Raw genomic sequence first — 23,920 nt, forward strand, 5'->3', positions numbered from 1 at the left:
AGGAAAATGACCTTGCGTTCCATCGCACCATCAGGGGTTGTGTGGATGCAATGCTATAGCTATCCCCGTCAGTTATAATCTGTCCGCAAAACAACCTTTGGCGGTAATCCAATGTCAGAAAAAACACCCCTTACACGCAAACCGGTGACACCTTTCCTTGTGATCGGCGTTCTGGCTGCACTGGTCGCACTGTCGGTCTGGTGGGTCACGCGCCCCGGCCCGCTGGTCATTCAGGGCGAAGTGGCGGCCCCGCGCGTTGATGTGTCCGCACGCACATCAGGGCGCGTGACCGACGTGATGGCCGATCTGGGTGCACAGGTCGAGCAGGGGCAGGTTCTGGCCGAACTGTCGAACCCGCAGCTTGTCACCGCCCATGCCGCCGCAACCGCAGGGCTGGATGTGGCGCGCGCATCGGAAGCGGCGGCAGGTGCCACCCGCCCCGAAGTGATCCGCGCCCGCGAAGCGGAATTCGCGGCCGCACAGGCCGATCTGCGCCTTGCCGAAGAACAGGCCACGCGCGACACGGAACTGTCGCAACAAGGCCTGCGGCCGCAAGCCGCAATCGACCAGTCCGTGCGCAATGTCGAAACCGCAGCCCGCAGGCAGGAAGCGGCGCAAGCACAGCTTGATCTGGCGCGCGCCGGTGCGTCCCCCGAAGAACGTGCCGTCACCGCAGCACAGGTGGCCCAGGCCGAAGCTGCCCTTGCCCAGCGTCAGGCCGATCTGGACGAATTGACGATTTACGCCCCGCTTGGGGGTGAAATTTCCGCCCGTTTGATTGAACTGGGTGAAAATATCGGCCCCGGCGCACCGCTTTTCACCATCGTCGATCTGGATAATGCGTGGTTTACCTTCAACCTGCGCGAAGATCTGCTGGCAGGGCTGCAAGTGGGCGACACGCTGAACGTGCGCGTGCCCGCACTGGATACAGAGGTGGGGGCGCAGATCACCCTGATCAATGTGCAGGGCCAGTTCGCAAGCTGGCGCGCGACCCGCGCAACCGGCGATTTTGACCTGCGCAGCTTCGAATTGCGCGCGCAGACCATGCAGCCGGTTGACGGCCTGCGACCGGGGATGTCCGCGCTTATTTCGCTGGACAGGTAAGCCATGTTCGCCGTCATGCTGCGCGAATTCAGACTGTTGCTGCGCAGCCCCGCGCTGGCAGGGCTGGTGGTGCTGCTGCCACTGCTGATGATAGCACTCCTTAGCGGCATTTTCCGCGCTGGCATTCCCACTGGCATGGCCGTGGCCGTGGTCGATCTGGACCGCTCGCATCTGTCGCGCAGCGTGACCCGCATGCTGGATGCTGCGCCGGAATTGCAGGTCACGCATCAGGCGCTTAGCCTGTCAGAAGCGCGCGCCCTGATCGTTTCCGGTGATGTGCGCGGCGCGATATATCTGCCGCAAGGGCTGGAACGCGATGTCACCCGTGGCGAGCGTCCTGAAATTGTGACCTTCTACGACAACCAGCACATGAGCGCGGGATCATTGGTTGCGCGGGGCGCACGCAATGCAATCGACACAGCCCTTGCCGGGCTGCGCCTGTCCATCCGGCAGGGACAGGGCGAGCCGACCGTTCAGGCGCAGGTCAGCATTCAGCCCATTGCGCTGCAATCCCACGCCCTGTTCAATCCGGCCTTTGATTATGTGCACTTCCTGTTGGCTGCCCTTGTGCCGACGGTCCTGCAAATCATTGCTGCGGCAGGCACGGCCTATGCGGTGTCACTTGATTTCGGGCCGGGCCGGCATCCGCAGGTTCTGGCGCGGATGGCAGGCGGGGTGCTGCCTGCGATGCTGGGCAAAATATTGCCCTATACCTGCGTATTTTTGCTGATTCTGGGCCTGTCGGATATCTTGCTTTATGGCCTGCTTGCCGTGCCCTTGCGCGGGTCGCTGCCGCTGATGGCGGTGGGGGCGGTGATGTTCGTTCTGGCAGCCCAACTGATTGGCGCATTGGCCTTTGTTGTGACGCGCGACATGGGCCGCGCGGCCAGTATCATTGCCGTGATCACCGCGCCCGCCTTTGGGTTTATGGGGCTGGGGTTTCCGCGCGACGCAATGGCACCGCTGGCGCAGGCATGGGGCGCCGTGATCCCCGGCACATGGTATGTGGAACTGCGCATTGACCAATCCTTGCGCGCCACCCCCGTGGATTTATCCCTGACACCGCTGCTATGGCTTGCCTGCATCGCGGGCGTGCTGGCGGCACTGATGCTTGTGCAACTTCTGCGTTTGCAGCGCGGGATTAACAGGCCGCTGAAATAGTCCTGTCTCGACAGCGGTTTGAGAACATGATTCACTCTTTGCACTGTAACGGCGGGGGTGACGATGCGCGGGACGGACGGGACGAGCGGGTCGCTGTTCAGCTATGTTGATCTGGAGGAGCGCATTCCGGTGCGGCACCCTTTGCGCAAGATCCGTCAGGTGGTGAATGACGCGCTCGCCAGTCTCGATGCCGAGTTCGAGGCGCTTTACACCGATTTCGGCCGCCCTTCGATCCCGCCGGAACGGCTGATCCGGGCCAGCCTGCTGCAACTCCTGTTCTCGGTCCGATCCGAGCGTCAGTTGATGGAGCAGATGAATTACAACCTGATGTTCCGCTGGTTTGTCGGGCTGGGTATCGATGATCCCGTCTGGGTCCCGACCGTCTTCACGAAGAACCGCGACCGGCTGCTGAGCACGCAGATGTCGCGCAAGGTGATGGCGGCGATTCTGGCCCATCGCGAGGTCGCGCCGCTTCTGTCGGACGACCACTTCTCGGTCGATGGCACGCTGGTGAAGGCTTGGGCGTCGATGAAGAGCTTCCAGCCGAAGGCAGAGACCACCCCGCCTGACGATGACGGGCCATGCGATCCACTCGCCCAGATGCCACGCTTGAGCCCGCGCCTTCCGAGACCCAACCGAGACCGACCCGATGCCCCGCACCACCAAACCCCACCGCAATGCCGAAGTCGATTTCAAGGGCGAGAAACGGTCCAATGCCACCCACGCCTCGACCACCGACCCGGACGCGCGCCTTTACAAGAAGTCCCGGGCACCGGGGCGATGCTTTGCTTCATCGGGCATGCGCTGATGGAGAACCGGAGTGGGCTGATCGTGCAAGGCGACCTGACCAGGCTGACGGCCATGCCGAACGTACGGCCGCCCTGGACATGGTTCATCGCCATTCCCTGGATCGACCCGGCAGATGACGCTGGGGGCCGACAAGGGGTATGACGCGGGTGGGTTCGTTGCCGACCTGCGCAAAGCCTGCGTCACGCCCCATATCGCCCAGAAAACGAGATATTCAGCAATCGATGGCCGAACCACCCGACATGCCGGTTACGCCCTGTCCCAGAAGCACCGAAAGAAAATTGAAGAGGCGTTCGGCTGGGCGAAAACCGTCGGCGGCATGGCACAGACCATGTATCGCGGCGTCGATCGCGTCCGGTCGCGGTTCATCCTGACAATGGCCGCCAACAACCTCGCAAGACTGCCCCGGTTGCTGGCTGTGTGACGCGGAAGAACCGCACCTGGCGCGTATGTCGAACGCGCCGACAGACATCGCAATCCCCCGACCCAGCCCTGATGAAGGGACAGCCTTCCGGCTCAGGGACTATTTCAGCGCCCTGTTAAGGCCGCATCATGAAGGCTGTCTTGGGTGCCCTTCTTGCTGAATTACGCGGCATTTTCGTGGACCGTCAGGTGCGGCTGATCATTCTGGCGGCGCTGGTTATCTACGCGCTGGTCTATCCGTTTCCGTATCGTGCCGAGTTGCTGCGCGATGTGCCTGTCGTGCTGGTTGATCTGGACCGCACCACAAGTTCGGCAGAACTGGCACGGCGGGTAGATGCATCCGAAGCGGTTGCGCTGGCCCATGACGCGCAGGACATGGTGCAGGCAACACGGCTTGTGCAGGAACGGCGCGCATATGGCGTGCTGTTGATCCCCGAAGGGTTTGAACGCGCGCTGCTGCGCGGGCGGCAAAGCCCTGTCGCGCTTTATGCCGATGCCAGTTATTTTCTGATGTATCAGCGTGTGATGCAGGGCGCGGCCGTGCCCTTGCGCCAACTGGGTGCAGAAATCGAAATGGGCCGCCTTATCGCGTCTGGCACATCCGCTGATGTGGCCCTTGCGCAGGTCAGTCCCGCAGCACAGGTCGAAGTGCCGTTGTTCAACCCTGCTGCGGGGTATGCCACATATGTTCTACCCGCCGCATTTGTGCTGATCCTTCAGCAATCCATGATGATGGGGCTGGCCCTTGTCGCCACCCGACGCAGCACAGGCAACGGCCATCCGGTGTGGCGCGTGCTGGGCCGCATGGGCGCGTGGGTGGCGATATATGCGCTGTTGCTGCCACTTTACCTTATTGTTCTGCCTGCACTTTACGGGTTGCCCAATCTTGGCAATACGGGCGCTGTTTTGATGCTGGGACTGCCCTTCGTGCTGGCAACGGGGCTGCTGGCACAATGCGTCGCCGCATTGTTTCGTCGCGCCGAGGTGGTGCAGGTTGTGCTGCTGGCATTGGGGTTGCCGTTTTTCTTTCTGTCCGGTTTCGCCTGGCCGGTCGAGGCGATACCTGCCCATCTGAACAGCGTGGCGCAGCTTGTCCCCTCTACACCGGCGATTGACGGGCTGGTGCGCATGACACAGATGGGGGCAACGCCGCCGCAGGTCGCGCAGGCCTTCTGGCACCTGTGGGGGTTGGTCGGGGTCTTTGGGCTATTGGCGCTATGGCTGGAAATTTCGGGCGGGCACCCGCGCAGCCCCGACACAGACGCCACAGAATAGCCCCCCGCCGAAGTTCACGGCGCAGATGTCTGGCGCCCCCCTTCGCGTGCGACGACCCATCCGTTCAGCCATGCCAGTCCCGCAAGCGTCAGGCCAAGTCCCAGAAACGCGCCCACACGCAGCAACCCGTCCAGTTCGGATGCGTCAATCAAAAAGGCCTTGGCGGCGGCAAGTCCGGCCAGCCCCACACCAAGTTTGCGCAGGTCCGCGCGCCCCGTGCGCAACGCCCATGCCAATGCCACAGCCCCCGCCAGAAGCAGCGCAAAGGTATAGGCATAAAGTTCACCCTGCGCGATTCCATTGATCATGCGCAGATCAGGGCCTTGCCACAGGTGCCGGATTGCAGTTGCCCCCCAAAGCGCGCCCAGCCCCCAGCCTGCAATGCGCAGATAGGGGGGCGTCGACAACGCAACCAGCAAGATTGCGGGCAGCAAATAGGTCAGAAGCAGATCGTTCACGACCGGCCATCCGGCAACCGGTTCCACAAATGGCCAGACGCCAATGACCGGTGATGCAGGAAACACCGCAGCCGATACCAGTGCTGTTGCGGCCAGAAGCGCGAACACCCACGCAAGCGCGATGCGAACGCGCCGCAGCAATGGCAGCGCCGCGCGCCGGATCTGCACCCATGTCAGTGCAATCAGAACGCTTGCCTGCAATCCCAGTTGGGCATGAGCACCGATCTGGTCAGGCAACAGGCGGGCAATAAGGATGCCCGTGCAAATCGCGATGCTGCCCATCAGGCCGGTTTCAACCAGCAAACGCCCTTCGCGGCGCACGGGCGCGTCGCTTAACCGCTGGATCATCCACAGCGCCAGAAACGGGCCTGCAAGCGTGGCCGTGATTGCCGCCAGAAACGCCCCTGTGCCGGCATCTTCCATGTGCCAGCTTAACCCCGGGTCAAGCACCAGCCGCCAGCCCAGCGCAAGGGATGCAAGCCCCAGAAACGCGCCAAGGCCGGGAATATCGAAGCGTCGGTCCATTGCGGCGGCGGCCACCATCAGCACCGCCAGCGCAACAGTCAGCGCCGCCTGTCCCAGCATCAGCATCAGCCCCAGCGCCACCAAGGCGAATGCCGCCGCCGCCGCCGCGCCCAGCCGTGGCCCATGGCCGTTGTCGCGCGCGGCGTAGCGCAAGGCCAGCATGGTTGCCAGACCGGCTGCGGCCATCGCATGCAATGCCCATGCGTAGGGGCCGATCACGGTTGCCGGTTGCCACATTGTTTCCAGCGCAATCAATGCGCCGCCGGGCAAGATAAGCCCGGCAAGTGTGAAGGGCGCGTAGCGGCCGGGGGCTTCCGCCTCGCCCCGCCAGATCATGGCCAGACCGGCGAGATGGGCCAGCCCCAGAATATAGCTGGCCTGTAGCGGCATGGGCGATTCCGGCGGACGCGGCAGATGAAAGCCATAAACGACCGACCCACCACCCAGCCACGCCTGCACAACGATCCACAGCGGCAGTGCAAGGATCGGCAGCACCATCTGGTCGGACAGCGCAGGCGCGCGCACGCACCAGACGGCAATTAATATGGCCAGCGCGACTATACCTATCGGCCCTGCCATGCCGTCCACCAACAGCGCCAGACCAAAGCCCGCCACAGCGGATGCCACAAAACTGGCCCGCACCCCTTGCGCGGGCCTGACCCGCCCCAAGGCGCGCGGCCCGTCCACCATTGGCGCGATATAGCCGAAAGGCAGCGTCATCGCAGCGCCTGCAACCAGGATTATGGCCAGCGTGAAACCCAGTTCATCCGCGCCTGCCACCCGCCATATCACCATCGCCCCCAACGGCCCTGCAAGCGCCAGCCATGTGACCCAGCCCCAGCGCCGTCTGGCATCTATCCCAAGTCCCGCAAAGGCCAGCAGGGCAAAATACCCAAACAACGCCGGTGGCGGTGCGCCCCCGCCGCCAAGGATGAAGGGAACGGCTGTTCCCGCAACCAACCCAAGCGCCGACAGCATGGGACCATATAGCCAGCCCAACCCGATCGCTGCAAAAGACAGTAGTGCCAGACAGGCCAGCGCAGTGGCGGGACCGATCATTGCATACAGATGCAGTGCTGCCAGAACTGCCGCCATTGCAATCACCAGCCCCGCCCCTGTCAGCGTTGCGGGCAAGACGGGACCGGCAATAGGGCGGGGGCGCAGCCATTCGCCTGCTGCCACCAGCCCCGCTGCCAGAACCAGCGCCAGCACGATTTGCGTCAATGGTGTCAATTTTCCGGTTTCAACCGCATATTGCACCAAAAACACCCCCGAAAGCACCAGTGCCGCGCCCGCAACAGGGTAAATCCAATTATCGCGCAACCATGGCCGCAACCGCGCAAATGCGCCTTGCCGCGCCGCTTTCGCACCGGCTTCAGGCACGTTTGTTGTTGTGACACCTTCTGCCTTCGCCCCATCGTCAGGCGAAGTTTCACCCCAAGGCCCCTTTTTGGATGATGTTTCCGCTGCGGGGGCGTCAGGCATATCTGGCGAAGCTGTCGCATCAATGTCCGGTGCAACGCCCTGCGTGCGCAGTGTCGCCAGTTCGCGTTCCAGTTTCTGGATCCGCGTGCGGGATGACAGCGCAATCCACAATGCGGCCACGCTTATCAGGGTTAGGAATAAGTCCATGTCATATGCCTGTTGTCACGGTGTTTCGCCAAAAAAGCGGCGTTGTGCAGGCATACTCGCGAAACGGGGCGCATCCCGCAAGGGCTTGGGCGCATTTCCTGCCACGCAAGAGCTGCGCCTTGCGGATGCAAGGGCCGTATGGCCACCGTTCACCTTGCCATCCCGCCCCAAAAATACAGCAGGGCGCAGGGGCAGGGTCACCGATGGGTGTGTCCACGCAAAAAACTGGGGTTCTTATGAAATCGCAACAGTCCCTTCATTGCGATCAAGCGTTTTGCCCGGCCTTGCGCCGGTGGGGGTTGCATCACGCCAGACGCAGCGGCCATTCACCCATGTTTGCTGCAAGCCAATCGCGGGGCGCTTGGGGTCTTCATAGCTGGCCCCTGCGGCAATGCGCGCGGGATCAAATACCACCAGATCCGCATAATGCCCAAGCGCCAGACGCCCGCGACCTGTCAATCCGAACCGGTCGGCGGGCATGGAGGTCATGCGCTTGACGGCTTCTTCAAGCGTGAAAACCCCCTCATCCCGCGCATAATGCCCCAGAACACGCGGAAATGTGCCCCAGACACGCGGGTGCGGGTGCTTGCCCCGCCCGATCCCGTCCGAGCAGATCATCGTATGGGGATACTGCAAAATGCGCCGCACATCGGTTTCGGCCATCAGAAAGAAAATGCCGGTTGCAGGCAGCAGCCGTTCCATGGCGGTGTCCAGATCAACGCCCCAGTCGCACGCGATATCGGCCAGATCGCGGCCTGCCATTTCGGGATATGGCACGGAATCGGCCACCATCACGCGCTGCGCCTGTTTGTGCCGCCCGGAATTGAGCATGGTGGATGATGCGGTCCAAGGCGTTGTGTCCAGCCCCACATCCTGATGCGCGCGGGCCGTTTCAATCATCGCCAAGGTGACTTCGGACAGGCCGTGATTGGCCAGACCGGCGCATTTGTGGTGCGACACGTGCACACCGCAACAGGCTGCGCGCCCGATATGCAGCGTCTCATTCAGCGCGTCGATCACGCGGTCGCCTTCATCGCGCATATGGGTGACATACAGTTTGCCATGTGCCTGCGCGATGCGGGCCATTTCAATCAGTTCCTCGGTGGGGGCGGCGCGCGCGGGCGGGTAGAATGTGCCCGTGGACAGCCCGATCCCCCCGTCCCTCAGGGCCGCATCCAGCGATGCCGCCATCGCGCGCAATTCGCGCGCATCTGCGGGGCGGTTCAAATCGGCACATTCATTGACGCGCAACGTGCCATGCCCGATCAGGCATGCTGTGTTGACCGCAGGCGGGGCCGCATCCAGATGCGCGCGGTAGGCGGCAAAACTGGCAAAGCGCGGCACATCCGGCGACAGGATAATGTCCAGCGGCGCGGGCAAGGCCACGTCGGCGCGCAGGGGTGCTATGGAAAACCCGCAATTCCCGTTGATGATGGTCGTCACCCCCTGCCCCACCATGCAGGCCATGTCGGGATCGGTCAGGACGATTTCATCATGATGCACATGCGGGTCAATGAACCCCGGTGCCAGCGCCAGCCCGGTGCAGTCATGCTCCACCCCCGCGCTATACTGCGCCAGTTGGCCCATTGCGGTGATCCGGTCATCGGTGATGGCCAGATCGCCCTGCCATGACGGGCCACCGGTGCCGTCAATAATCGTTGCATTCCGGAAAATCACATCCGCTTTCATGGAAAGTCCTGATATTTTAGGGGGTGGGAACATGCAAAATCAGCTTTTCGCCAGATCCTGTTCAACGCTTACCGCATCGGGGGCTGCGCGTTCAAACGGGCGGGCCAGCAGATGGATAAGGATGAATACCACCATCAGCGGCACAGCCACTGCGACCAGAAGCGTGGGAAAGCCCAGCGTTTCGGCGGTCATGCGCGAATGGCGCACCAGGAAGCTGCGTTCGGGGTTCATATTGGGACCAAAGAAGCTGAACCACAGGATTGGCAGCAGATAGATCAGCACTGCCAGCCCCTGAATGGCCCCTGTGACCGCCGATACAACAGCCGAGCGTTGCGCACTGGCAGCCCCGATCAGGGCGGGATCGAAGCGGCGCTTGAAAGACAGCGTCGCCCCCATCAACCCCGCCCAGATCATGGCGTAGCGGGCCAGTTCTTCTGTCCATGCGGGCGGCGAGTTCAGCACATAACGCGCAATCACCTGCGTCATGACTGCCCCCACCAGCACCACAAGGAACATCATCGACAAGGCACTGGCCAGACGGTCAATGCCACGGCTAAGCGCAACGACTATCCGTCCGGCCATCTGCATCAGTTGCGCACCAGTTCCAGCGCGTCCAGATAGGCCGCCAGATGGTCTGCCTCCATCACGTCATCCCATGTGGGGCGTGTGGCCTCGACCATCTTTTCGCGCTCGCCGTCTTCCAGTTCGGACAGGGTAACACCCGCGTCAACGTGACGTTCTGTAACGATGCTGCTCCAATCCTCGATCCAGGCGCGGTTTGCGGCGACACCTGCATCAATGGCGGCATCGATCTGGGTTTTTTCCTCGTCCGACAGCATGTCATACCAGTCTTCGGACATCAGCACGATGCGGGTGGATGGCGTGACCGCGATCTGCGTGAAATGGCGCAGGAATTCGGTATGGCCGGTGCGGATGGCCGAATTGGGCGGGTTGATATAGCCGTCTGCGATGCCGGTCTGAATGGCATTTGCCACTTCGGCCCAAGCCACAATCGTGCCCGATGCGCCGAGCGCTTCGATATAGGCCAACTGTTCGGCATTCAGTGCGCGCAGGCGCAGCGATGACAGGTCTTCCATCTTGGTGACCGCATGGCTGCGGTTATGGATGCCGTTGGGCATGCCGATATAGGTGAACCCCACCAGACGCACGCCATTGCGCACCAGCGGTTCATTCATCTGATCCAGCAAATCGGATTGCGCGATCACGGCGTCGAATTCGTCGCCATCCTCAAACATGAAGGGCAGGGCCACGCCGCGCACCATGGGACTCATGCCATAGGTGGTGGACACGGTGGCCAGATTGATTTCCAAAAGCCCTTGCGCCACCTGGTCAAAACGCTCGCGTTCGCTGCCCAGCGTGTCGGACGGGAAGATATTGACATCAAACCCGGTGCCTTCCAGCGCCTCGGCAAAGCCTGCGGCAAATGCAGCTTCGGCATTGGTGACAGGGTCATTCACGCCATTCATGGCAATCTTGACTTCGGTTGCCGAAAGCGACGTTGTCGCCAGAAGGAAGCCAAGGCCGGTGGCCAGAAGTGTCTTTGTCATGTCTCAGTCCTCTTGGTTGTGAAACGGATCAGCGCAGCCCAAGTGCCTTGGGCAACGCCAGTGAAATTTCGGGAACAAATGTCAGAACGATCAGCACGCACAGCTCGACCAGAAAGAACGGCAGTGTCACGCGGATCAGGCGCCAGTAATCCATCTTGACCACAGTGGCCAGGATCAGCAGCACGCCCCCCAGCGGCGGCGACAGCAAACCGATGGTGATGTTGAAACAGATCACAATGCCCAGATGCACAGGGTCAATCCCCATCGCCAGCGCGACGGGCACGAAGATGGGCGCGAATAGCGCAACCGCTGCCTTCACATCCATGACCATACCGGCCAGCAGGAAAATGACGTTGATCAGCATCAGATATTGCAGCGGACCAAGGCCCCAGCCCTCAATCGTGGCGGCAATCGCTTGCGGCCATTGCATAAGTGCGGCCAGATAACTGAAGGTCGAAATTGCACATAGAATGATGAACAGCGCGCCCAGCAACACACCCGTGCGGTGCAGGCTTTCGCCCACTTCACGCCAGCCCAACTGGCCATACCCAATGCCGATCAGCAGCGCGGCCATAACGGCCACGCCTGCGGCCTCGGCGGGGGTCATGATGCCAAACAGTGTGCCGCCAAGAATGATGACCGGCAATAACAGCGCCGGAAGCGCCTTCAGCGCAGATGGCAGCACCGCAGGCAATTCCGCATCACGCCCGCCCGGATGGTCATCACGCCACGCGAAAAACGCGTTCATCCCCATCAGCACGCCCGCAAGCAGCAAGCCCGGCACAATGCCCGCAGCAAACAGCGCCGCGATGGATGTGTCCATCAGCGCGCCATAGAAGATCAGGATGGAACTGGGTGGAATGATCGGCCCGATGATTGACGACGCGCCCGTGATTGCGGCGGCATAATCGCGCGAATAGCCGCGCTTTTCCATTTCCGGCACCAGTGAATTGCCCAAAGCCGCCGCATCCGACACAGCAGATCCCGACACGCCTGCAAAGAAAACACTGGTCAGAATGTTCACATGCCCCAAGCCCCCCTTCAGGCGGCCCACCAGCGACATGGAAAAATCGATCAGCGCCTTGGCCAGCCCGCCGCGGTTCATCAGATCGCCCGCCAGAATGAACAGCGGCATCGCCAGAAAGGCGAACACATCCAGCTGGCTGAACAGGCGTTGCGGCAAAACAGCCATGTAGCGGGTGTTGTCGGAAACGATGAATGTCACGATTGCAGCCGCGCCAACCGCATAGGCGATGGCCGCGCCAGCGATCACGGCAACCATCAAAAAACCCAGCACGAAAACTGCTTGCATATATTCAGGCCCAGTATTCACTTAACATTTGAAGTAGTATTGCGGTAAATTTTCCATAATAAAATGAAAAGTTTTTGCAGCTTCCATAGCAATAAGCTATGCGGTGCGTATGGATCATCGCGCAATTACCCTACAACGCATGCAGGTATTCTGCGCCGTGTACGAGCATGGCTCTTTCAGTGCGGCGGCGCGCGCGCTGTCCATCTCTCAGCCGACGGTCAGCAAGCATCTGCGCGATCTGGAACGCGCGCTGGGGATGACCCTTTTCATTCTGGACCACGGGCGCATCACCCCCAGCAACGAGGCGGGGTGGCTGTATCATCAAAGCAAGTTTCTAAGCGAAGGTGTGCGCGAACTGTCCAAGCGCATCGAGCAGTTTCGCACCGGTGCCGAAAGGCAGCTATCCGTTGGCTGTGTGGGTATGCTGACGCGCCACCACCTGCCGCATGCCGTGGCCCGGATCATGGAACAAATGCCTGATTTAAGTTTGAATTTATGGGTGCAAACCGCGATCGAGCAGTTATCAGCCATTCGCGCAGGACAGATAGATCTGGGAATTTGCGTCGGCATGGTCGATTGCGCAGATCTGCACGCCGTGCGTATCGGACAGGGCAAACTGGTGATGATGGCCCCGCCAGAAGCCCCCGGCGCGGATATGGCATGTATCACGCCGCAGGATATTGTTGAGTACGGTGTCGGAATTGATGTGCCCTATGACCGGCCTTTAGGCAAGCTGTATCACAACTGGCTGGGCGGGCGCGCACCGTCACAGGCGGCAGGACGGATCGTGGCCTATTCCCTGCAGGTCATGGTGCCGCTGGCGCAGCAATTGCGGCGCACAGTCGTGATTGACAGTTTTTCAGCCAGCGCTGTGGCAGGGGACGACATGCGCCTGATCGATCTGCACCCCGAAGTGACATTCGACGTCCTGGCCATTTCCGCGCGCCCTTTGGACCAGTTAGGCCCGGCGCGCGACCTGACAAAAGCGATGCAAAGCGTGCTGGCCGCCACGACGGGGCAGCACCCCCCTGACAGTGTTCAGAAACACGCTGACGCGTGACGGTTCATTTATTCCAAACCACATCAGGCCAAAACTGCGGCAACGTGTTGGGTTTGCCGTGTTTTGAATGTCGAAATGTGAAAGAATCCGCCTAAGTTGAAACAAATTATATTTCTGGCAAGGAATATCGTCGCAAATTATGGTGATCTGCAATACGAAATTTAAGCAGCATATCTCCAACTCGGAAAGGAAAGTCGGTGGGTTCCGAAGCACCTACTAGCATCTTGCGGCCGCTAAGATGAGCCAGGGACTGGAGCGCGCTCGTCATGCGGTGATACGCAAGACCAACGTGCCAGCCCTGCTGGCATTTGTGGTCGTGATCGCGGGTTGGATTGCTGCCGAAACACAGTCCCGCAACACATATATTCAGGCCCAGCGGAATTCGGTTCTGGCACAGGCAGCGGTATTGCGCGCCGATCTGGAAGGCACTGTAAACGGCACGATCCAGCCTGTCCGCGGATTGATTGCCACAATCGCAACCGAACCCGACATGGACCAGACCCGCTTTGCAGAACTGGCCAGCAGGTTGATCGAAGACCAGCAAGTGCTGCGCAACGTAGGTGCAGCGCCCGATATGGTCATACAGATGATGTATCCGATTGCGGGCAACGAACAAGCGATTGGTCTGGATTATACACGCCATCCGGACCAACGCGAAGCCGCGTTGCGCGCGCGGGCTTTGGGCCAACTGGTGCTGGCCGGACCGGTTGATCTGTTACAGGGCGGGCAAGGGTTTATTGGCCGCTTTCCGGTATTTCTGCCGCGCGAGGATGGCACGTCCGAATTCTGGGGGCTGGTGTCCGCGGTCATGGATGTGGATGTGCTGTATCAGCAAGCCGGGCTGGACGACGATCTGCCATTTGCCGTGACGCTGACAGGCCGCGACGCAACCGGCGCGCAAGGGCCTGCGTTTTTTGGCCCCACAGTCACACAAGAAGACGAGCCGGTGATAACATATGTGCAACTGCCGACAGGGTCTTGGCAAATTGCGGCCTTGCCGCATGGGGGCTGGCAAACGCAACCGCCACAGATATGGACCACGCGTGCGCTGCTGTTGCTGGCCGCGGTGTTGATTCTGGGGCCAAGCATCCAGATGGGCCGCCTGATGGAAGCGCGCCAACATGCCATTAGAGAACTAAAATCCGCCAATAATATCCTGCACCGCCAGATGCAGGAACGCGAAGCCGCGCGCGTTATCCAGCAAGAAACAGAGGCGCAGTTGCGATACAGCCTGCAACAGCAACAGGACGTAACAAACCGCTTTCAGGATGTGGCCGATATCAGCCGCTCCTGGGTATGGGAAGTCGACGCAGACCTGCGCTTTACACACGTGTCGGACACGTTCCTTAGGCTGACGGAACTGCCCGCCGAGTCGGTGCTGGGCCATACCCGTGCAGAAATTTTTGCCGATAACCCCGAAGCGCTGCAAAGCGCCGATTGGGATACGCTGGCCGCACGCGTTGCGCGGTGGGAACCCTTCTCCGGCTTCGTGCACCGCATGGTCACCGCGAAGGGCCGCGAATTGTGGGTTCAGGTGTCCGGCTCTCCGATCTTTGATGCGCAAGGCCAGTTTGCGGGCTATCGGGGCGCGGGCATGGATGTGACGGAAATGCAGGTTGCGCGCGCCGCCGCCGAAGAATCGAACCGCATCAAAACCATGTTCCTTGCCAATATGAGCCACGAAATACGAACGCCACTTAACGGCGTTCTGGGCATGGCAGAGGCCCTGCGCGAGGTGTTGCCGGACCCCGCGCACCAGAAAATGGCCAAGACCATCCGTGACAGTGGCGAAGGTTTGCTGCAAATTCTGAACGACATCCTCGATATCTCGAAGATCGAAGCCGGTAAAATGCTTCTTGATGAAGCGCATTTCAACCCGGAAGACGTGGTCAATCAGGTCGTTGCATTGCACAGCCCTTGCAGCATCGAGAAGGGGCTTGATGTGCTGGTCAAGACGGGAGATGCGAAAACAGTGATGCGCCGGGGAGATCCGCACAGGGTGCGGCAGGTTATCCACAATCTTCTGAGCAACGCGATCAAGTTTACCGATCAGGGTGAAATCACCATCACCTTGCGCAATGCACGCGATGCCCCTGTTGAAATCGAAGTGCGTGATACCGGCATCGGCATGACCGCAGAACAACAAGAGTGCATATTCGAGGATTTCACGCAGGCTGACGGGTCAATCACACGCCGGTTTGGGGGCACAGGGTTGGGCATGTCCATCGTTCAGCGCCTGATGACCCTGATGAACGGAACTATTTCTGTCAACTCGGTCCTGGACGAAGGAACCACTGTTCATCTGAAGCTTCCCCTGCCAGTGTCCGACGAAGCCCCCGTTGCACAACAGACACCAATCGTCGATCTGTCGGGACTTCGGCTGCTTGTCGCGGATGACATGCGCACCAACCAGTTGGTATTGCAAGCACTTCTAAGCGACACTGGTGCGGCGATCACCACAGTGGACAATGGCGCGCAGGCCGTCGACGCATGGGCCGGGGGCGAATTTGATGCGGTGCTGCTGGATATATCGATGCCGGTTATGGATGGCCCGTCAGCATTGGCCGAGATGATCCGCATTTCGGATGCCCGAAATATGCCGCGCCCGCGCGCAATCGCATTCACCGCGAATGTGATGCACCATCAGGTTGAAGGATATCGCGCCGCCGGTTTCATAGCATGTATCGCCAAGCCGCTGAATAAGGCCGATCTTATGGCCCAGATTGCGGCAGTCGCAGGTCGTGGACGCGCGTGACGCCTTGCCGCCGGACACGGGCGCAGTGTTGCGGGTAGCGGCGCGCCCGCAATCCCTGCTATTTCGCAACCTTGTCGCGCCAGCCATGCTTGGGGGCAAAGCCCACAAGTTCGCGGGCCTTGTCGATTGCATAAAATGTCTCATGCCCAGAAATGTCGCGGCGCAGGGGCACATCGGGGTAAAAGCGCGCAATGATTTCAGCCGCCGGAATATCAACAGATGTGTCGGCATTTGCCACGTTGAACACCTGATAACCCAGCCCGTCGGTGCGCAGGCAACACTCAACCATATGGCCCAGATCACGCGCGTCTATATAGCCGAAAATATTGCGACGGCGCAGTGCCGCGTCCTGAACAAAGGCAGGGAACATATCGGCATATTCATGCGGCTCAATCACGTTGTTGATGCGCAGCCCGTAAATGTCGATCCCTGTTCGCGCCTGAAAGGATCGCGCCGTCACCTCGTTTGCGACTTTCGACATGGCGTAGCTGTCATGCGGGACGGTGGGGTGGGCTTCATCCACCGGCAAATACTCTGGCCGCTGTTCACCATGTGCAAAGCAAACCCCGTAGGTCGTTTCTGATGATGCAAAAATAACCTTGCGGATGCCCAGCTTCACGGCGGCTTCGATCACATTATAGGTGCTTAGGGTGTTTACGCGAAACACTTCGGAATCCGGGCCGATCAGAATGCGCGGGATCGCTGCAAAATGCACCACGGCATCAAAACGCGGGGCCCCTGCGGGATCATCCAGTTCGTCCAGCCCGGCCAGCCCCGACATCGCGGAATACACCTGCCCGATATCTGTCAGATCCACCCTAAGGTTATCCACGCGCAGATCATCCAGCGGCACCAGATCGGCGTTCAGCACCCTGTGCCCCTGATCAAGCAACCAGGATACGGCATGTTTGCCCGCCTTGCCGGAGCCGCCGGTAAAGAAAATTCGCATTGATGATCACCTGTGTGGTTTGGCCGGATTGGCTGTGAAGGCAAGGTAAGAGACAAGCGCCCCCCGATGCAAGCCTTGCAGAATGTCGCTACATCGTATTCGGCAGGAACAGCACCAGCGCCGGAAACAGGATCAGCAGGATCAACCGGATCACATCCGTCACGACAAAAGGCAGCACGCCACGGAATATGGTCGTTAACCGCACGCCTTTAGACAAGGTATTGATAACGAATACATTGATGCCCATGGGCGGGGTGATCATGCCCAATTCCGCCACCATGACGATAATGACACCAAACCATATGGGGTCGAACCCCAGATGCATGATGACCGGAAACACGATTGGCACCAGAAGCAGGATCATCGCCATCGTATCCAGAATGCAGCCCGCGATGATAAAGGCGATCAGGATCAGCGCCAGCGTGCCATGCGCGGACATGTCCAGCCCGACCAGCCATGCCGTCAGTTTCTGGGGGGATCGGGTGATGGCCAGAAAATAGCCAAACAGCACAGCCCCGATAAGCACAGTAAAGATGGAGACCGAGATGCGCAGCGTTTCGACCAACGCGCCCAGTATCTTGTCGGTATTCAACTGCCCCCGCGCGACCCCGATTGCCAATGTCGCGATTGCGCCAAGCGCCGATGCTTCGGTCGGGGTGGCAACACCCAGATAGATGGCCCCGATCACGGCGGCAAACAGCACCATCACGGCCCAGACACCCGACAGTGACGCCACAGCTTCGCGCAGCACGAACGGCTGCCCCTCCGGCAAGCCGCGCCCATAGGCAATGCGGATGGTCAGCATATACAGCACAATCGCCATCAGCCCGGGAATGATGCCCGCAATAAACAACTGGCTGACATCGGTTTCGGTGATGAAGGCATAAATGACCATCACCACAGATGGCGGGATCATGATGCCCAGCGTGCCGCCCGCAGCAATAACGCCGGTGGCCATATCCTCGCGGTAGCCATAGCGGCGCATTTCGGGCAGGGCCACGCGGGTCATCGTGGCCGCCGTGGCGACCGAACTGCCCGATATGGCCGCAAACCCGCCACAGGCCACGACCGTGGACATGGCAACCCCGCCGCGCAGCGGGCCGAACCATGCGCTGGCGGCACGAAACACCTCGCGGCTCAGGCCGGAATTGGTGGCCAGCGCCCCCATCAGAATGAAGAACACAACAAGGCTTAGATGAAAATCCGTCAAGATCCGAATGGGCGATGTGGCCAGCAGGTTCAGCGCGGGGTTCCAGCCGCGTATAGCGGCAAAACCACCCACACCGACCAAGGCCAGCGCCACGCCCACCGGAACACGCAGCAACAGCATGGCAAACAATGCGGCAAAACCGCTTATGGCGACAATGTCAGCGTATGCCACGGGTGACCTCTTTGAAATCCAGATCTTCGGACGAGTCGACCTGTTCGCGCCCAGTGATGATGCGCACCAGCTTTATGGAAATGGTCACAACACTGGCCGCGATCCCTGCCCAGATCAGCCCCAGAAACGGCCAGACCGGGATGCGCAGGTCAAAGGTGGTTTCGCCTGATATGCGCGCGCTGTCCACACGCCCCAGCATTTTCCACGCAACAAGCACCGCAAAGAACAGCAGGAACGTCCACGCAATGGCGTCAATCGCGCGGCGAATGCCCGGGCTGACAGTTTGCGCCACCAGATCGACCTGCACATGTCCGCCCCTTAACCCGATCACCGCAAAGCCCCATGCCAGACACGCCCCCAGCAGCAGGCGCGAAAAGTCGAAACTGTCCGGGATCGGCCAGGCAAAAACATATCGCCCAAGCGTCGAGGCCACGACCAGCAGCGTCACGGCCCCCAACAGGACAGCCGCAACCAGTTCCACAGCGCGCATGTATAGATCAAGCAGACGCATCATTGCGGCACCACCGGGTTATGCAAGAAACAAGATCGCGCGCGCCGGAATTTCACTGCGCGGCGCGCGCGAAGGTTTGCGGGCTTATTCGTAGGCCGCGCCAACAGCCTGAAGGCGTGCTGTCAGGTCATCCAGCGCGGCTTGCGGGTCGTCAAGTCCGGCATTCGCAGCCGCTTGCGCCCATTCTTCGCGCAACTGGTCGGACAGGGCCTGCCATTGTGTCATCTGATCCTCATCGGGGGTGTAGAAAACATGCCCTTCCTGATCGACAAGGCGCGCACGCCCCGACGATTCCTGCTCGGCCCATGCCGCGTTGATCCGTTCGGACCATTCGGGCGTGCAATGTGCGTCAATCACCTCGCGGTTTTCGGGGGACAGGCTGTCATAAACGCCTTGGTTCATGGCGTAAACAAATGTCACCGAATACAGCGGCAGGTCCAGATGATGGGTGACAATATCAGCCACATTGAACACCGACAGGCTGTGCCACGGCGACACAGTCGCATCCGCGCCACCGGATGACAGGATAGCGCGCATTTCGGGAACAGGAACCTGCACAGGGCTTGCGCCCATCAGGCTGATCATGCGCGCAATCGTGCCCTGCGGGGGGCGGATATTCATGCCCGCATAATCACCGGGTTCAGCGATGGGGCCACGCGTGGCATGAAATGTGCCCGGATCATGCAGGTTGACCAGACAGACATGCACATCGGGCATTTCCTGCGCGGCATGCTGCATATACCATTCATGCAAGGCGCGGTTGGCGGTGGTGCCATTCGACACAAGGAACGGCAATTCGCCTGCGGCAATAATGGGGAAACGCCCCGCCTGATAGCCCGGATTGACGAAAGCAATATCGACGATGCCATCACGCGCAAGATCGTAATGGTCGGGTGCCGACCCAAGCTGCTGGGCCGGATACAGATCAACCTGAATGCGCCCCTCGGATGCGGCGGCGATTGAATCCGCCCATTCGGTCATGCCATCCGTATGCACTTCGTGCACTGGCGGCAGCCAGTGCGACAGTGCGAGGCTTACTTCTTGTGCGGTCGCAGCGCCGCCCATGGCCATAGCCAGCGTTGCCACTGTCATCATTACCTTTGCTGTCATGCTGTATCCTCCCTGATGTCTGCATGGATTGGTTTGTTGATGCGTGGCACGCTGGGGGCCACACAACGATGTGCGTTTCGCTGCGCGGGGCCTATAGCCGCTTCAGATTGGAAATAACCCGGTCCAGCGCGGCCAGCAGGTCTGTAACTTCGGCGTCACTGAACCCTGCCAGCGTTTGCTCTTCCACGGCCTGCGCCTTGCGCGTCAGCTCAGCCGTAATCTGTTCACCAAGCGTTGTGGCCCATACGGCATTGCTGCGGCGGTCCCCTTCGACCGCGCGGCGTTCTACAATTCCGTTGGCTTCCAGCCGGTCCAGAATAGGCACCAGACTGGACCGCTGAAGCCCCACAGCTTCCGCCACACGGTGCTGCGGCTGGCCGGGATTGGCGCAGATAATGGACAAAAGCCCCAGATAGCGCGCAGCACCGCCATGGTCGGGCGTGCAGGCCTCGAAAGATTTATAGGCCAGAATTTGCGCCATGCGCAGGCGGAAGTTGATGCTGCCAGCCAGTTCCGGCTGCAACGCCAGATCACCTTGCGGCGCGTCGTCCAAATCAGGTTTCGCCAAAACAGATTTTGCCAGCATTGTTCTGCACCATATTGATTGATGTCGAACTATTCGATAACATCACATATATCTTTTGTCCAGCCGTTCTTTCGGCACAAGCTGGAGCACCACCAATGACCCCGACCCCCGCCCCCGCCATCTGGCCTGCAAATCACGATGGCCTTGCACTTGTGGATATGACGCTTGGCGACATGCTGGACGGGCAGGCCGCGACCTTCGGGGGGCGCATGGCGGTTTGCGTGGATGATGCGGCGCGCGGCGCATCCGTCACATGGACATATGCGCAACTGCGCGATCATGCTGACCGTGCAGCGCGGGGCATGATTGCGCTGGGTGTGCAGGCAGGCGACCGCGTGGCGCTAATGGCCCCGAACTGCGCGGAATGGGTCATGCTGGAATACGCGCTGGCCAAGGTGGGCGCGGTTCTGGTGACGGTCAACCCCGCGCTGAAACGCGATGAACTGGCCTATGTGCTGGCGCAGGGCCGCGTCAGCGCGCTGATTTTTACCCCACAGTTTCGCGGTGCAGATATTGCGGCGGATTTACTGGCGCTGATGCCCGATCTGGGCAACATCACAAACGGGCACCGCACCGCGCCTGCGGAATTTCCGCTGTTGCGCAATCTGGTGTGCATAGGTCAGGGCGGCAGCTGTTTCGCGCGCCCCTTCGCGGATATGCTGGATTTGGGCGACACAGTGCCCGACAGCGCACGCCAGTCCCGTCAGGCCGCGGTTCAGACCCGCGATGTGGCGCAAATTCAATATACCAGCGGCACCACCGGCAAACCCAAGGGCGCAATGCTGACGCATTATTCCACGCTGAACAATGCCCGCCTGATGGCCGATCGCGGCGGCTACACCCCGGATGATGTCATGCTGTCGGCCATGCCGCTGTTTCATACGGCGGGCTGTGTGTGCAATGTGATGGCCATGCTGGCCTGTGGCGGGTGTCTGGTCACGATGGATGCCTTTGACCCCGCGCGCATGCTGGCCCTGTGGCAGCGCCACAGCCCGACATTGCTGAATGCAGTGCCAACCATGATGACCCGCATGCTGGAACACCCCGACGCCGCGCAGACCAATATGCGCACGCTGCGGCGTGTCATCTCTGGCGGGACAAGTATTCCCCCCAGCCTGATGCGGCGCATGCGCGACCAGACGGGGGGCGAGCCGCTGATCATCATGGGCATGACCGAATGCAGCCCTGTCATAACCCAGACATGGCCGGGTGACGATCTTGACACGCGGCTGCAAACGGCTGGCACCCCCCTGCCCCACACGGAAATCCGCATCATAGACCCCTACACAGGGGCGGTCGTGCCCTTTGGCACGGCGGGCGAATTGTGCATACGGGGCTATCTGACCATGGCGGGCTATTTCGACATGCCCGACAAGACCGCGGAAACCATTGACAGTGACGGCTGGCTGCATAGCGGTGATCTGGCGGTGCTGGAAGAAAGCGGCCATTTGCGCATCGTCGGGCGGTTGAAGGATATGGTCATTCGCGGTGGTGAAAACGTGTATCCGGTGGAAATTGAAACCTGCCTTCTGGATCACCCGTCTGTCAGTCAGGCGCAGGTTGTGGGTGTGCCCGATCCCGAACTGGGAGAGGAGATTTTTGCCTTCGTCGTGCTGACAGATGGCGGCACGGCCACAGAAACCGACTTGCAAGGGTTTTGCAAAACCCGCATGGCACGCCATAAGATGCCCAAATACATTTCCCTTGTGGACCGGATGCCCATGACAGCAAACGGCAAAATCCAGAAATTCGCCCTGCGACATGCAGCAGCGACGGCCATTGCGGATGGCACGATAAAGGCGGTGCGCAGATGACAAATCCCCCCCTGCTGACAAAACGCGAAGGCGCGGTTCTGGTCTTGACACTGAACCGGCCCGAAGCGCGCAATGCCCTTAGCCCCGAACTGATTTGCCGGCTGGCCGACACGCTGGCCGATGCGGCTGAAGACCCGGAAATACGTTGCATTATTCTGACCGGCGCGGGCGAGCATGCGTTTTGTTCGGGCGGCGATCTGGCGCTGTCACTGCCGCTTCTGTCGGGGGCGCGTGCACCCCAAACCGACTGGGACCACCGTTTGCTGAATGAAGACGGTCTTGATGCGCGCATCGCTTTTCGCGGGTTTGAAATGAACAAACCCGTCATTGCCGCCATCAATGGCCCGTGCATGGCGGGTGGTATGGAAATGCTGCTGGGCACTGACATCCGGCTGACTGTCCCCCATGCGCGCTTTGCGCTGCCGGAAGCGGCGCGCGGGGTCATTCCCTTTGCGGGCGCATTGGTGCGACTGCCGCGCCAGATACCCTATGCGCTGGCCATGGAAATGTTACTGACAGGGGCTGCCATCGATGCCGAAACCGCGCTGAAAGCAGGGCTTGTCAGCCGAATTGTCCCCGCTGATGACCTGATGCCCGCCGCGATGGAAATTGCCCAGCGCATTGCGGAAAACGCGCCCATTGCGGTGCGTGAAATCAAGCGCACGGTCACGGCGGCAAGCGGGCTGACGTTAAATGACGGGTTCGATCTGGAAGACCGTGCCAAGGATGTTGTCATGGCCACAGATGATGCGCGCGAAGGGCCGCGCGCCTTTATCGAAAAACGCAAGGCGGTGTATCATGGGCGCTGACGCACAGGCATGCAGGCTGGATGGCAAAACCATTATTGTCACCGGCGCGGGGCAAGGTATTGGTCAAGCCACCGCGCTGGCCTTGGCGCATGCGGGTGCGGCAGTTATCGTCAATGATGTGGACAAAGACGCCGCAGACTCGGTCGCCGACACCATTCGCGCAGGCGGGGGGCAGGCGGCCGCCGTGATTGCCGCCATCGGCACCGATGGCGCTGCCGAAACCTGTGTCAGTGCGGCGATAGATCATTTCGGACGGCTGGACGGGCTGTTTGCCAATGCGGGTGTGTTGCGCGACAGTGTCTTGTGGAAAACCGAAGATGCGGCGTTCGATCTGGTCATAGCCACCCATTTGCGCGGCACGTTTCAATGCGCACGCGCTGCTGCACGGCAGTTCCGCGCGCAAGGCGGGGGCGGCAGCCTGGTCTATGCGGCGTCCCCCGCTGGGCAGTCGGGCAATTTTGGGCAAGGCGCCTATGCGGCGGCCAAGGCAGGGATTGTCGGCATGATGCGCAGCCATGCACTGGAACTTGCGCGCGACAAGGTGGCCGTCAACGCCATTATCCCCACAGCGCTGACGCGGATGACCGCAACCATTCCCGCGCTGGCCCCGCATGTCGCCGCCATGGAACAGGGCCAGCCCCTGCCAGAGCGGTTGCGCGCAAAACATGGTATCGGCACCGCGCAGGACATAGCGCCGCTGGTGGTGTTTCTGGCATCTGATGGGGCGCGGGGCATAACGGGGCAATGCATCGGGATTGGCGGCGACCGTCTGTCGCTTTGGTCGCATCCGGCGGAAATCAGGGTGGCCACACAACCGGGCGGCTGGAGTGCGGACACCCTGTCCGGGCACTGGCCCGCGTTCTGTGACGGGGCGCTGCAACCGGTTGGTGTTCCGCTGGATTTTGACTAGGCCGCGCCAACAGGTCAGGCTTGATCGGCGTTTGGCCGCTGCAATCTGCACCAAGGGCCTTGCGTGGTTTGCTGCACCCTG

Annotated in this window: 18 protein-coding genes and 1 pseudogene; 9 read left to right on the forward strand and 10 right to left on the reverse strand. The window is 60.7% G+C overall.

Annotated elements, in window-relative coordinates; translation table 11 throughout:
• The first annotated feature begins 111 nt into the window (after positions 1 to 111).
• The 4 genes and pseudogenes from P8S53_RS15930 (at position 112) to P8S53_RS15945 (ending at position 4,770) form a co-directional block, all read left to right on the forward strand.
• The gene (locus tag P8S53_RS15930; RefSeq protein WP_277804963.1) at positions 112 to 1,104 is read left to right on the forward strand and encodes an HlyD family secretion protein; all 993 of its coding nucleotides are present in this window, start codon (positions 112 to 114) and stop codon (positions 1,102 to 1,104) included.
• Between the two features lie 3 nt (positions 1,105 to 1,107).
• Positions 1,108 to 2,265, forward strand: coding sequence for an ABC transporter permease (locus P8S53_RS15935; protein WP_277804964.1), 1,158 nt, complete (start codon positions 1,108 to 1,110; stop codon positions 2,263 to 2,265).
• Between the two features lie 63 nt (positions 2,266 to 2,328).
• Positions 2,329 to 3,496: pseudogene (locus P8S53_RS15940) on the forward strand (IS5 family transposase).
• A 128-nt stretch (positions 3,497 to 3,624) separates the two neighbouring features.
• Positions 3,625 to 4,770, forward strand: a complete 1,146-nt coding sequence (locus P8S53_RS15945; RefSeq protein ID WP_277804965.1) for an ABC transporter permease — start codon at positions 3,625 to 3,627, stop codon at positions 4,768 to 4,770.
• Positions 4,771 to 4,784: 14 nt separating this feature from the next.
• Here P8S53_RS15945 and P8S53_RS15950 read toward each other — a convergent pair whose 3' ends face one another.
• From P8S53_RS15950 to P8S53_RS15970, 5 genes are all read right to left on the reverse strand, one after another.
• Entirely contained in the window at positions 4,785 to 7,385 is a 2,601-nt protein-coding gene (locus P8S53_RS15950) for a DUF2339 domain-containing protein (RefSeq protein WP_277804966.1), read from the reverse strand.
• Between the two features lie 234 nt (positions 7,386 to 7,619).
• Positions 7,620 to 9,074: an amidohydrolase family protein gene (locus tag P8S53_RS15955; protein ID WP_277804967.1), complete on the reverse strand. Its 1,455-nt coding sequence runs from the start codon at positions 9,072 to 9,074 to the stop codon at positions 7,620 to 7,622.
• Between the two features lie 39 nt (positions 9,075 to 9,113).
• Positions 9,114 to 9,656 carry a TRAP transporter small permease gene (locus P8S53_RS15960; RefSeq protein WP_277804968.1) on the reverse strand — a complete coding sequence of 181 codons (543 nt, stop codon included), beginning with the start codon at positions 9,654 to 9,656 and terminating at the stop codon, positions 9,114 to 9,116.
• Positions 9,657 to 9,661: 5 nt separating this feature from the next.
• Complete coding sequence (locus P8S53_RS15965; RefSeq protein WP_277804969.1) at positions 9,662 to 10,642, reverse strand: TRAP transporter substrate-binding protein; 981 nt, start codon at positions 10,640 to 10,642, stop codon at positions 9,662 to 9,664.
• Positions 10,643 to 10,670: 28 nt separating this feature from the next.
• A complete protein-coding gene (locus P8S53_RS15970) occupies positions 10,671 to 11,954 on the reverse strand; it encodes a TRAP transporter large permease (RefSeq protein ID WP_277804970.1) in 1,284 nt (427 codons plus the stop codon).
• A gap of 109 nt (positions 11,955 to 12,063) precedes the next feature.
• Between P8S53_RS15970 and P8S53_RS15975 the strand changes: the two genes are divergently transcribed.
• Both P8S53_RS15975 and P8S53_RS15980 read left to right on the forward strand, forming a co-directional pair.
• Positions 12,064 to 13,014, forward strand: a complete 951-nt coding sequence (locus tag P8S53_RS15975) for a LysR family transcriptional regulator (RefSeq protein WP_277804971.1) — start codon at positions 12,064 to 12,066, stop codon at positions 13,012 to 13,014.
• Positions 13,015 to 13,252: 238 nt separating this feature from the next.
• Positions 13,253 to 15,769, forward strand: a complete 2,517-nt coding sequence (locus P8S53_RS15980; RefSeq protein WP_277804972.1) for an ATP-binding protein — start codon at positions 13,253 to 13,255, stop codon at positions 15,767 to 15,769.
• Between the two features lie 58 nt (positions 15,770 to 15,827).
• On the opposite strand, the gene P8S53_RS15985 is transcribed toward P8S53_RS15980, so the two are convergent.
• The 5 genes from P8S53_RS15985 to P8S53_RS16005 form a co-directional block, all read right to left on the reverse strand.
• Positions 15,828 to 16,718, reverse strand: coding sequence for an NAD(P)-dependent oxidoreductase (locus P8S53_RS15985; protein ID WP_277804973.1), 891 nt, complete (start codon positions 16,716 to 16,718; stop codon positions 15,828 to 15,830).
• Positions 16,719 to 16,806: 88 nt separating this feature from the next.
• On the reverse strand, positions 16,807 to 18,099 hold the full coding sequence (locus P8S53_RS15990) for a TRAP transporter large permease (protein WP_277804974.1): 1,293 nt from the start codon (positions 18,097 to 18,099) through the stop codon (positions 16,807 to 16,809).
• Positions 18,086 to 18,613 carry a TRAP transporter small permease gene (locus P8S53_RS15995; RefSeq protein ID WP_277804975.1) on the reverse strand — a complete coding sequence of 176 codons (528 nt, stop codon included), beginning with the start codon at positions 18,611 to 18,613 and terminating at the stop codon, positions 18,086 to 18,088. Before P8S53_RS15995 ends, P8S53_RS15990 begins: the two co-directional genes overlap by 14 nt.
• A gap of 81 nt (positions 18,614 to 18,694) precedes the next feature.
• Positions 18,695 to 19,720: a TRAP transporter substrate-binding protein gene (locus tag P8S53_RS16000; RefSeq protein WP_277804976.1), complete on the reverse strand. Its 1,026-nt coding sequence runs from the start codon at positions 19,718 to 19,720 to the stop codon at positions 18,695 to 18,697.
• 91 nt (positions 19,721 to 19,811) lie between these two features.
• Entirely contained in the window at positions 19,812 to 20,306 is a 495-nt protein-coding gene (locus tag P8S53_RS16005) for a MarR family winged helix-turn-helix transcriptional regulator (RefSeq protein WP_277804977.1), read from the reverse strand.
• Positions 20,307 to 20,401: 95 nt separating this feature from the next.
• Between P8S53_RS16005 and P8S53_RS16010 the strand changes: the two genes are divergently transcribed.
• The 3 genes from P8S53_RS16010 to P8S53_RS16020 are packed head-to-tail and all read left to right on the forward strand — an operon-like array spanning position 20,402 to position 23,839.
• Positions 20,402 to 22,120: an AMP-binding protein gene (locus P8S53_RS16010; RefSeq protein ID WP_277804978.1), complete on the forward strand. Its 1,719-nt coding sequence runs from the start codon at positions 20,402 to 20,404 to the stop codon at positions 22,118 to 22,120.
• Positions 22,117 to 22,929 (forward strand): enoyl-CoA hydratase/isomerase family protein, encoded by an 813-nt coding sequence (locus tag P8S53_RS16015; protein WP_277804979.1) that lies wholly within the window; start codon positions 22,117 to 22,119, stop codon positions 22,927 to 22,929. Before P8S53_RS16010 ends, P8S53_RS16015 begins: the two co-directional genes overlap by 4 nt.
• Complete coding sequence (locus P8S53_RS16020) at positions 22,919 to 23,839, forward strand: SDR family NAD(P)-dependent oxidoreductase (RefSeq protein ID WP_277804980.1); 921 nt, start codon at positions 22,919 to 22,921, stop codon at positions 23,837 to 23,839. The genes P8S53_RS16015 and P8S53_RS16020 overlap by 11 nt, the downstream gene beginning before the upstream one ends.
• The last annotated feature ends 81 nt before the right edge of the window (positions 23,840 to 23,920 follow it).

The sequence above is a fragment of the Roseinatronobacter sp. S2 genome (genome assembly GCF_029581395.1).
Lineage (GTDB): Bacteria > Pseudomonadota > Alphaproteobacteria > Rhodobacterales > Rhodobacteraceae > Roseinatronobacter.

Bases quoted from the DNA above. Each gene is read 5' to 3' on its own strand.
- P8S53_RS15970 (WP_277804970.1), bottom strand. From the start codon at position 11,954: ATGCAAGCAGTTTTCGTGCTGGGTTTTTTGATGGTTGCCGTGATCGCT.
- P8S53_RS16020 (WP_277804980.1), top strand. From the start codon at position 22,919: ATGGGCGCTGACGCACAGGCATGCAGGCTGGATGGCAAAACCATTATT.
- P8S53_RS16015 (WP_277804979.1), top strand. From the start codon at position 22,117: ATGACAAATCCCCCCCTGCTGACAAAACGCGAAGGCGCGGTTCTGGTC.
- P8S53_RS15930 (WP_277804963.1), top strand. From the start codon at position 112: ATGTCAGAAAAAACACCCCTTACACGCAAACCGGTGACACCTTTCCTT.
- P8S53_RS15965 (WP_277804969.1), bottom strand. From the start codon at position 10,642: ATGACAAAGACACTTCTGGCCACCGGCCTTGGCTTCCTTCTGGCGACA.
- P8S53_RS15955 (WP_277804967.1), bottom strand. From the start codon at position 9,074: ATGAAAGCGGATGTGATTTTCCGGAATGCAACGATTATTGACGGCACC.
- P8S53_RS16010 (WP_277804978.1), top strand. From the start codon at position 20,402: ATGACCCCGACCCCCGCCCCCGCCATCTGGCCTGCAAATCACGATGGC.
- P8S53_RS16005 (WP_277804977.1), bottom strand. From the start codon at position 20,306: ATGCTGGCAAAATCTGTTTTGGCGAAACCTGATTTGGACGACGCGCCG.
- P8S53_RS15935 (WP_277804964.1), top strand. From the start codon at position 1,108: ATGTTCGCCGTCATGCTGCGCGAATTCAGACTGTTGCTGCGCAGCCCC.
- P8S53_RS15960 (WP_277804968.1), bottom strand. From the start codon at position 9,656: ATGGCCGGACGGATAGTCGTTGCGCTTAGCCGTGGCATTGACCGTCTG.
- P8S53_RS15945 (WP_277804965.1), top strand. From the start codon at position 3,625: ATGAAGGCTGTCTTGGGTGCCCTTCTTGCTGAATTACGCGGCATTTTC.
- P8S53_RS15980 (WP_277804972.1), top strand. From the start codon at position 13,253: ATGAGCCAGGGACTGGAGCGCGCTCGTCATGCGGTGATACGCAAGACC.
- P8S53_RS15985 (WP_277804973.1), bottom strand. From the start codon at position 16,718: ATGCGAATTTTCTTTACCGGCGGCTCCGGCAAGGCGGGCAAACATGCC.
- P8S53_RS15995 (WP_277804975.1), bottom strand. From the start codon at position 18,613: ATGATGCGTCTGCTTGATCTATACATGCGCGCTGTGGAACTGGTTGCG.
- P8S53_RS16000 (WP_277804976.1), bottom strand. From the start codon at position 19,720: ATGACAGCAAAGGTAATGATGACAGTGGCAACGCTGGCTATGGCCATG.
- P8S53_RS15950 (WP_277804966.1), bottom strand. From the start codon at position 7,385: ATGGACTTATTCCTAACCCTGATAAGCGTGGCCGCATTGTGGATTGCG.
- P8S53_RS15975 (WP_277804971.1), top strand. From the start codon at position 12,064: ATGGATCATCGCGCAATTACCCTACAACGCATGCAGGTATTCTGCGCC.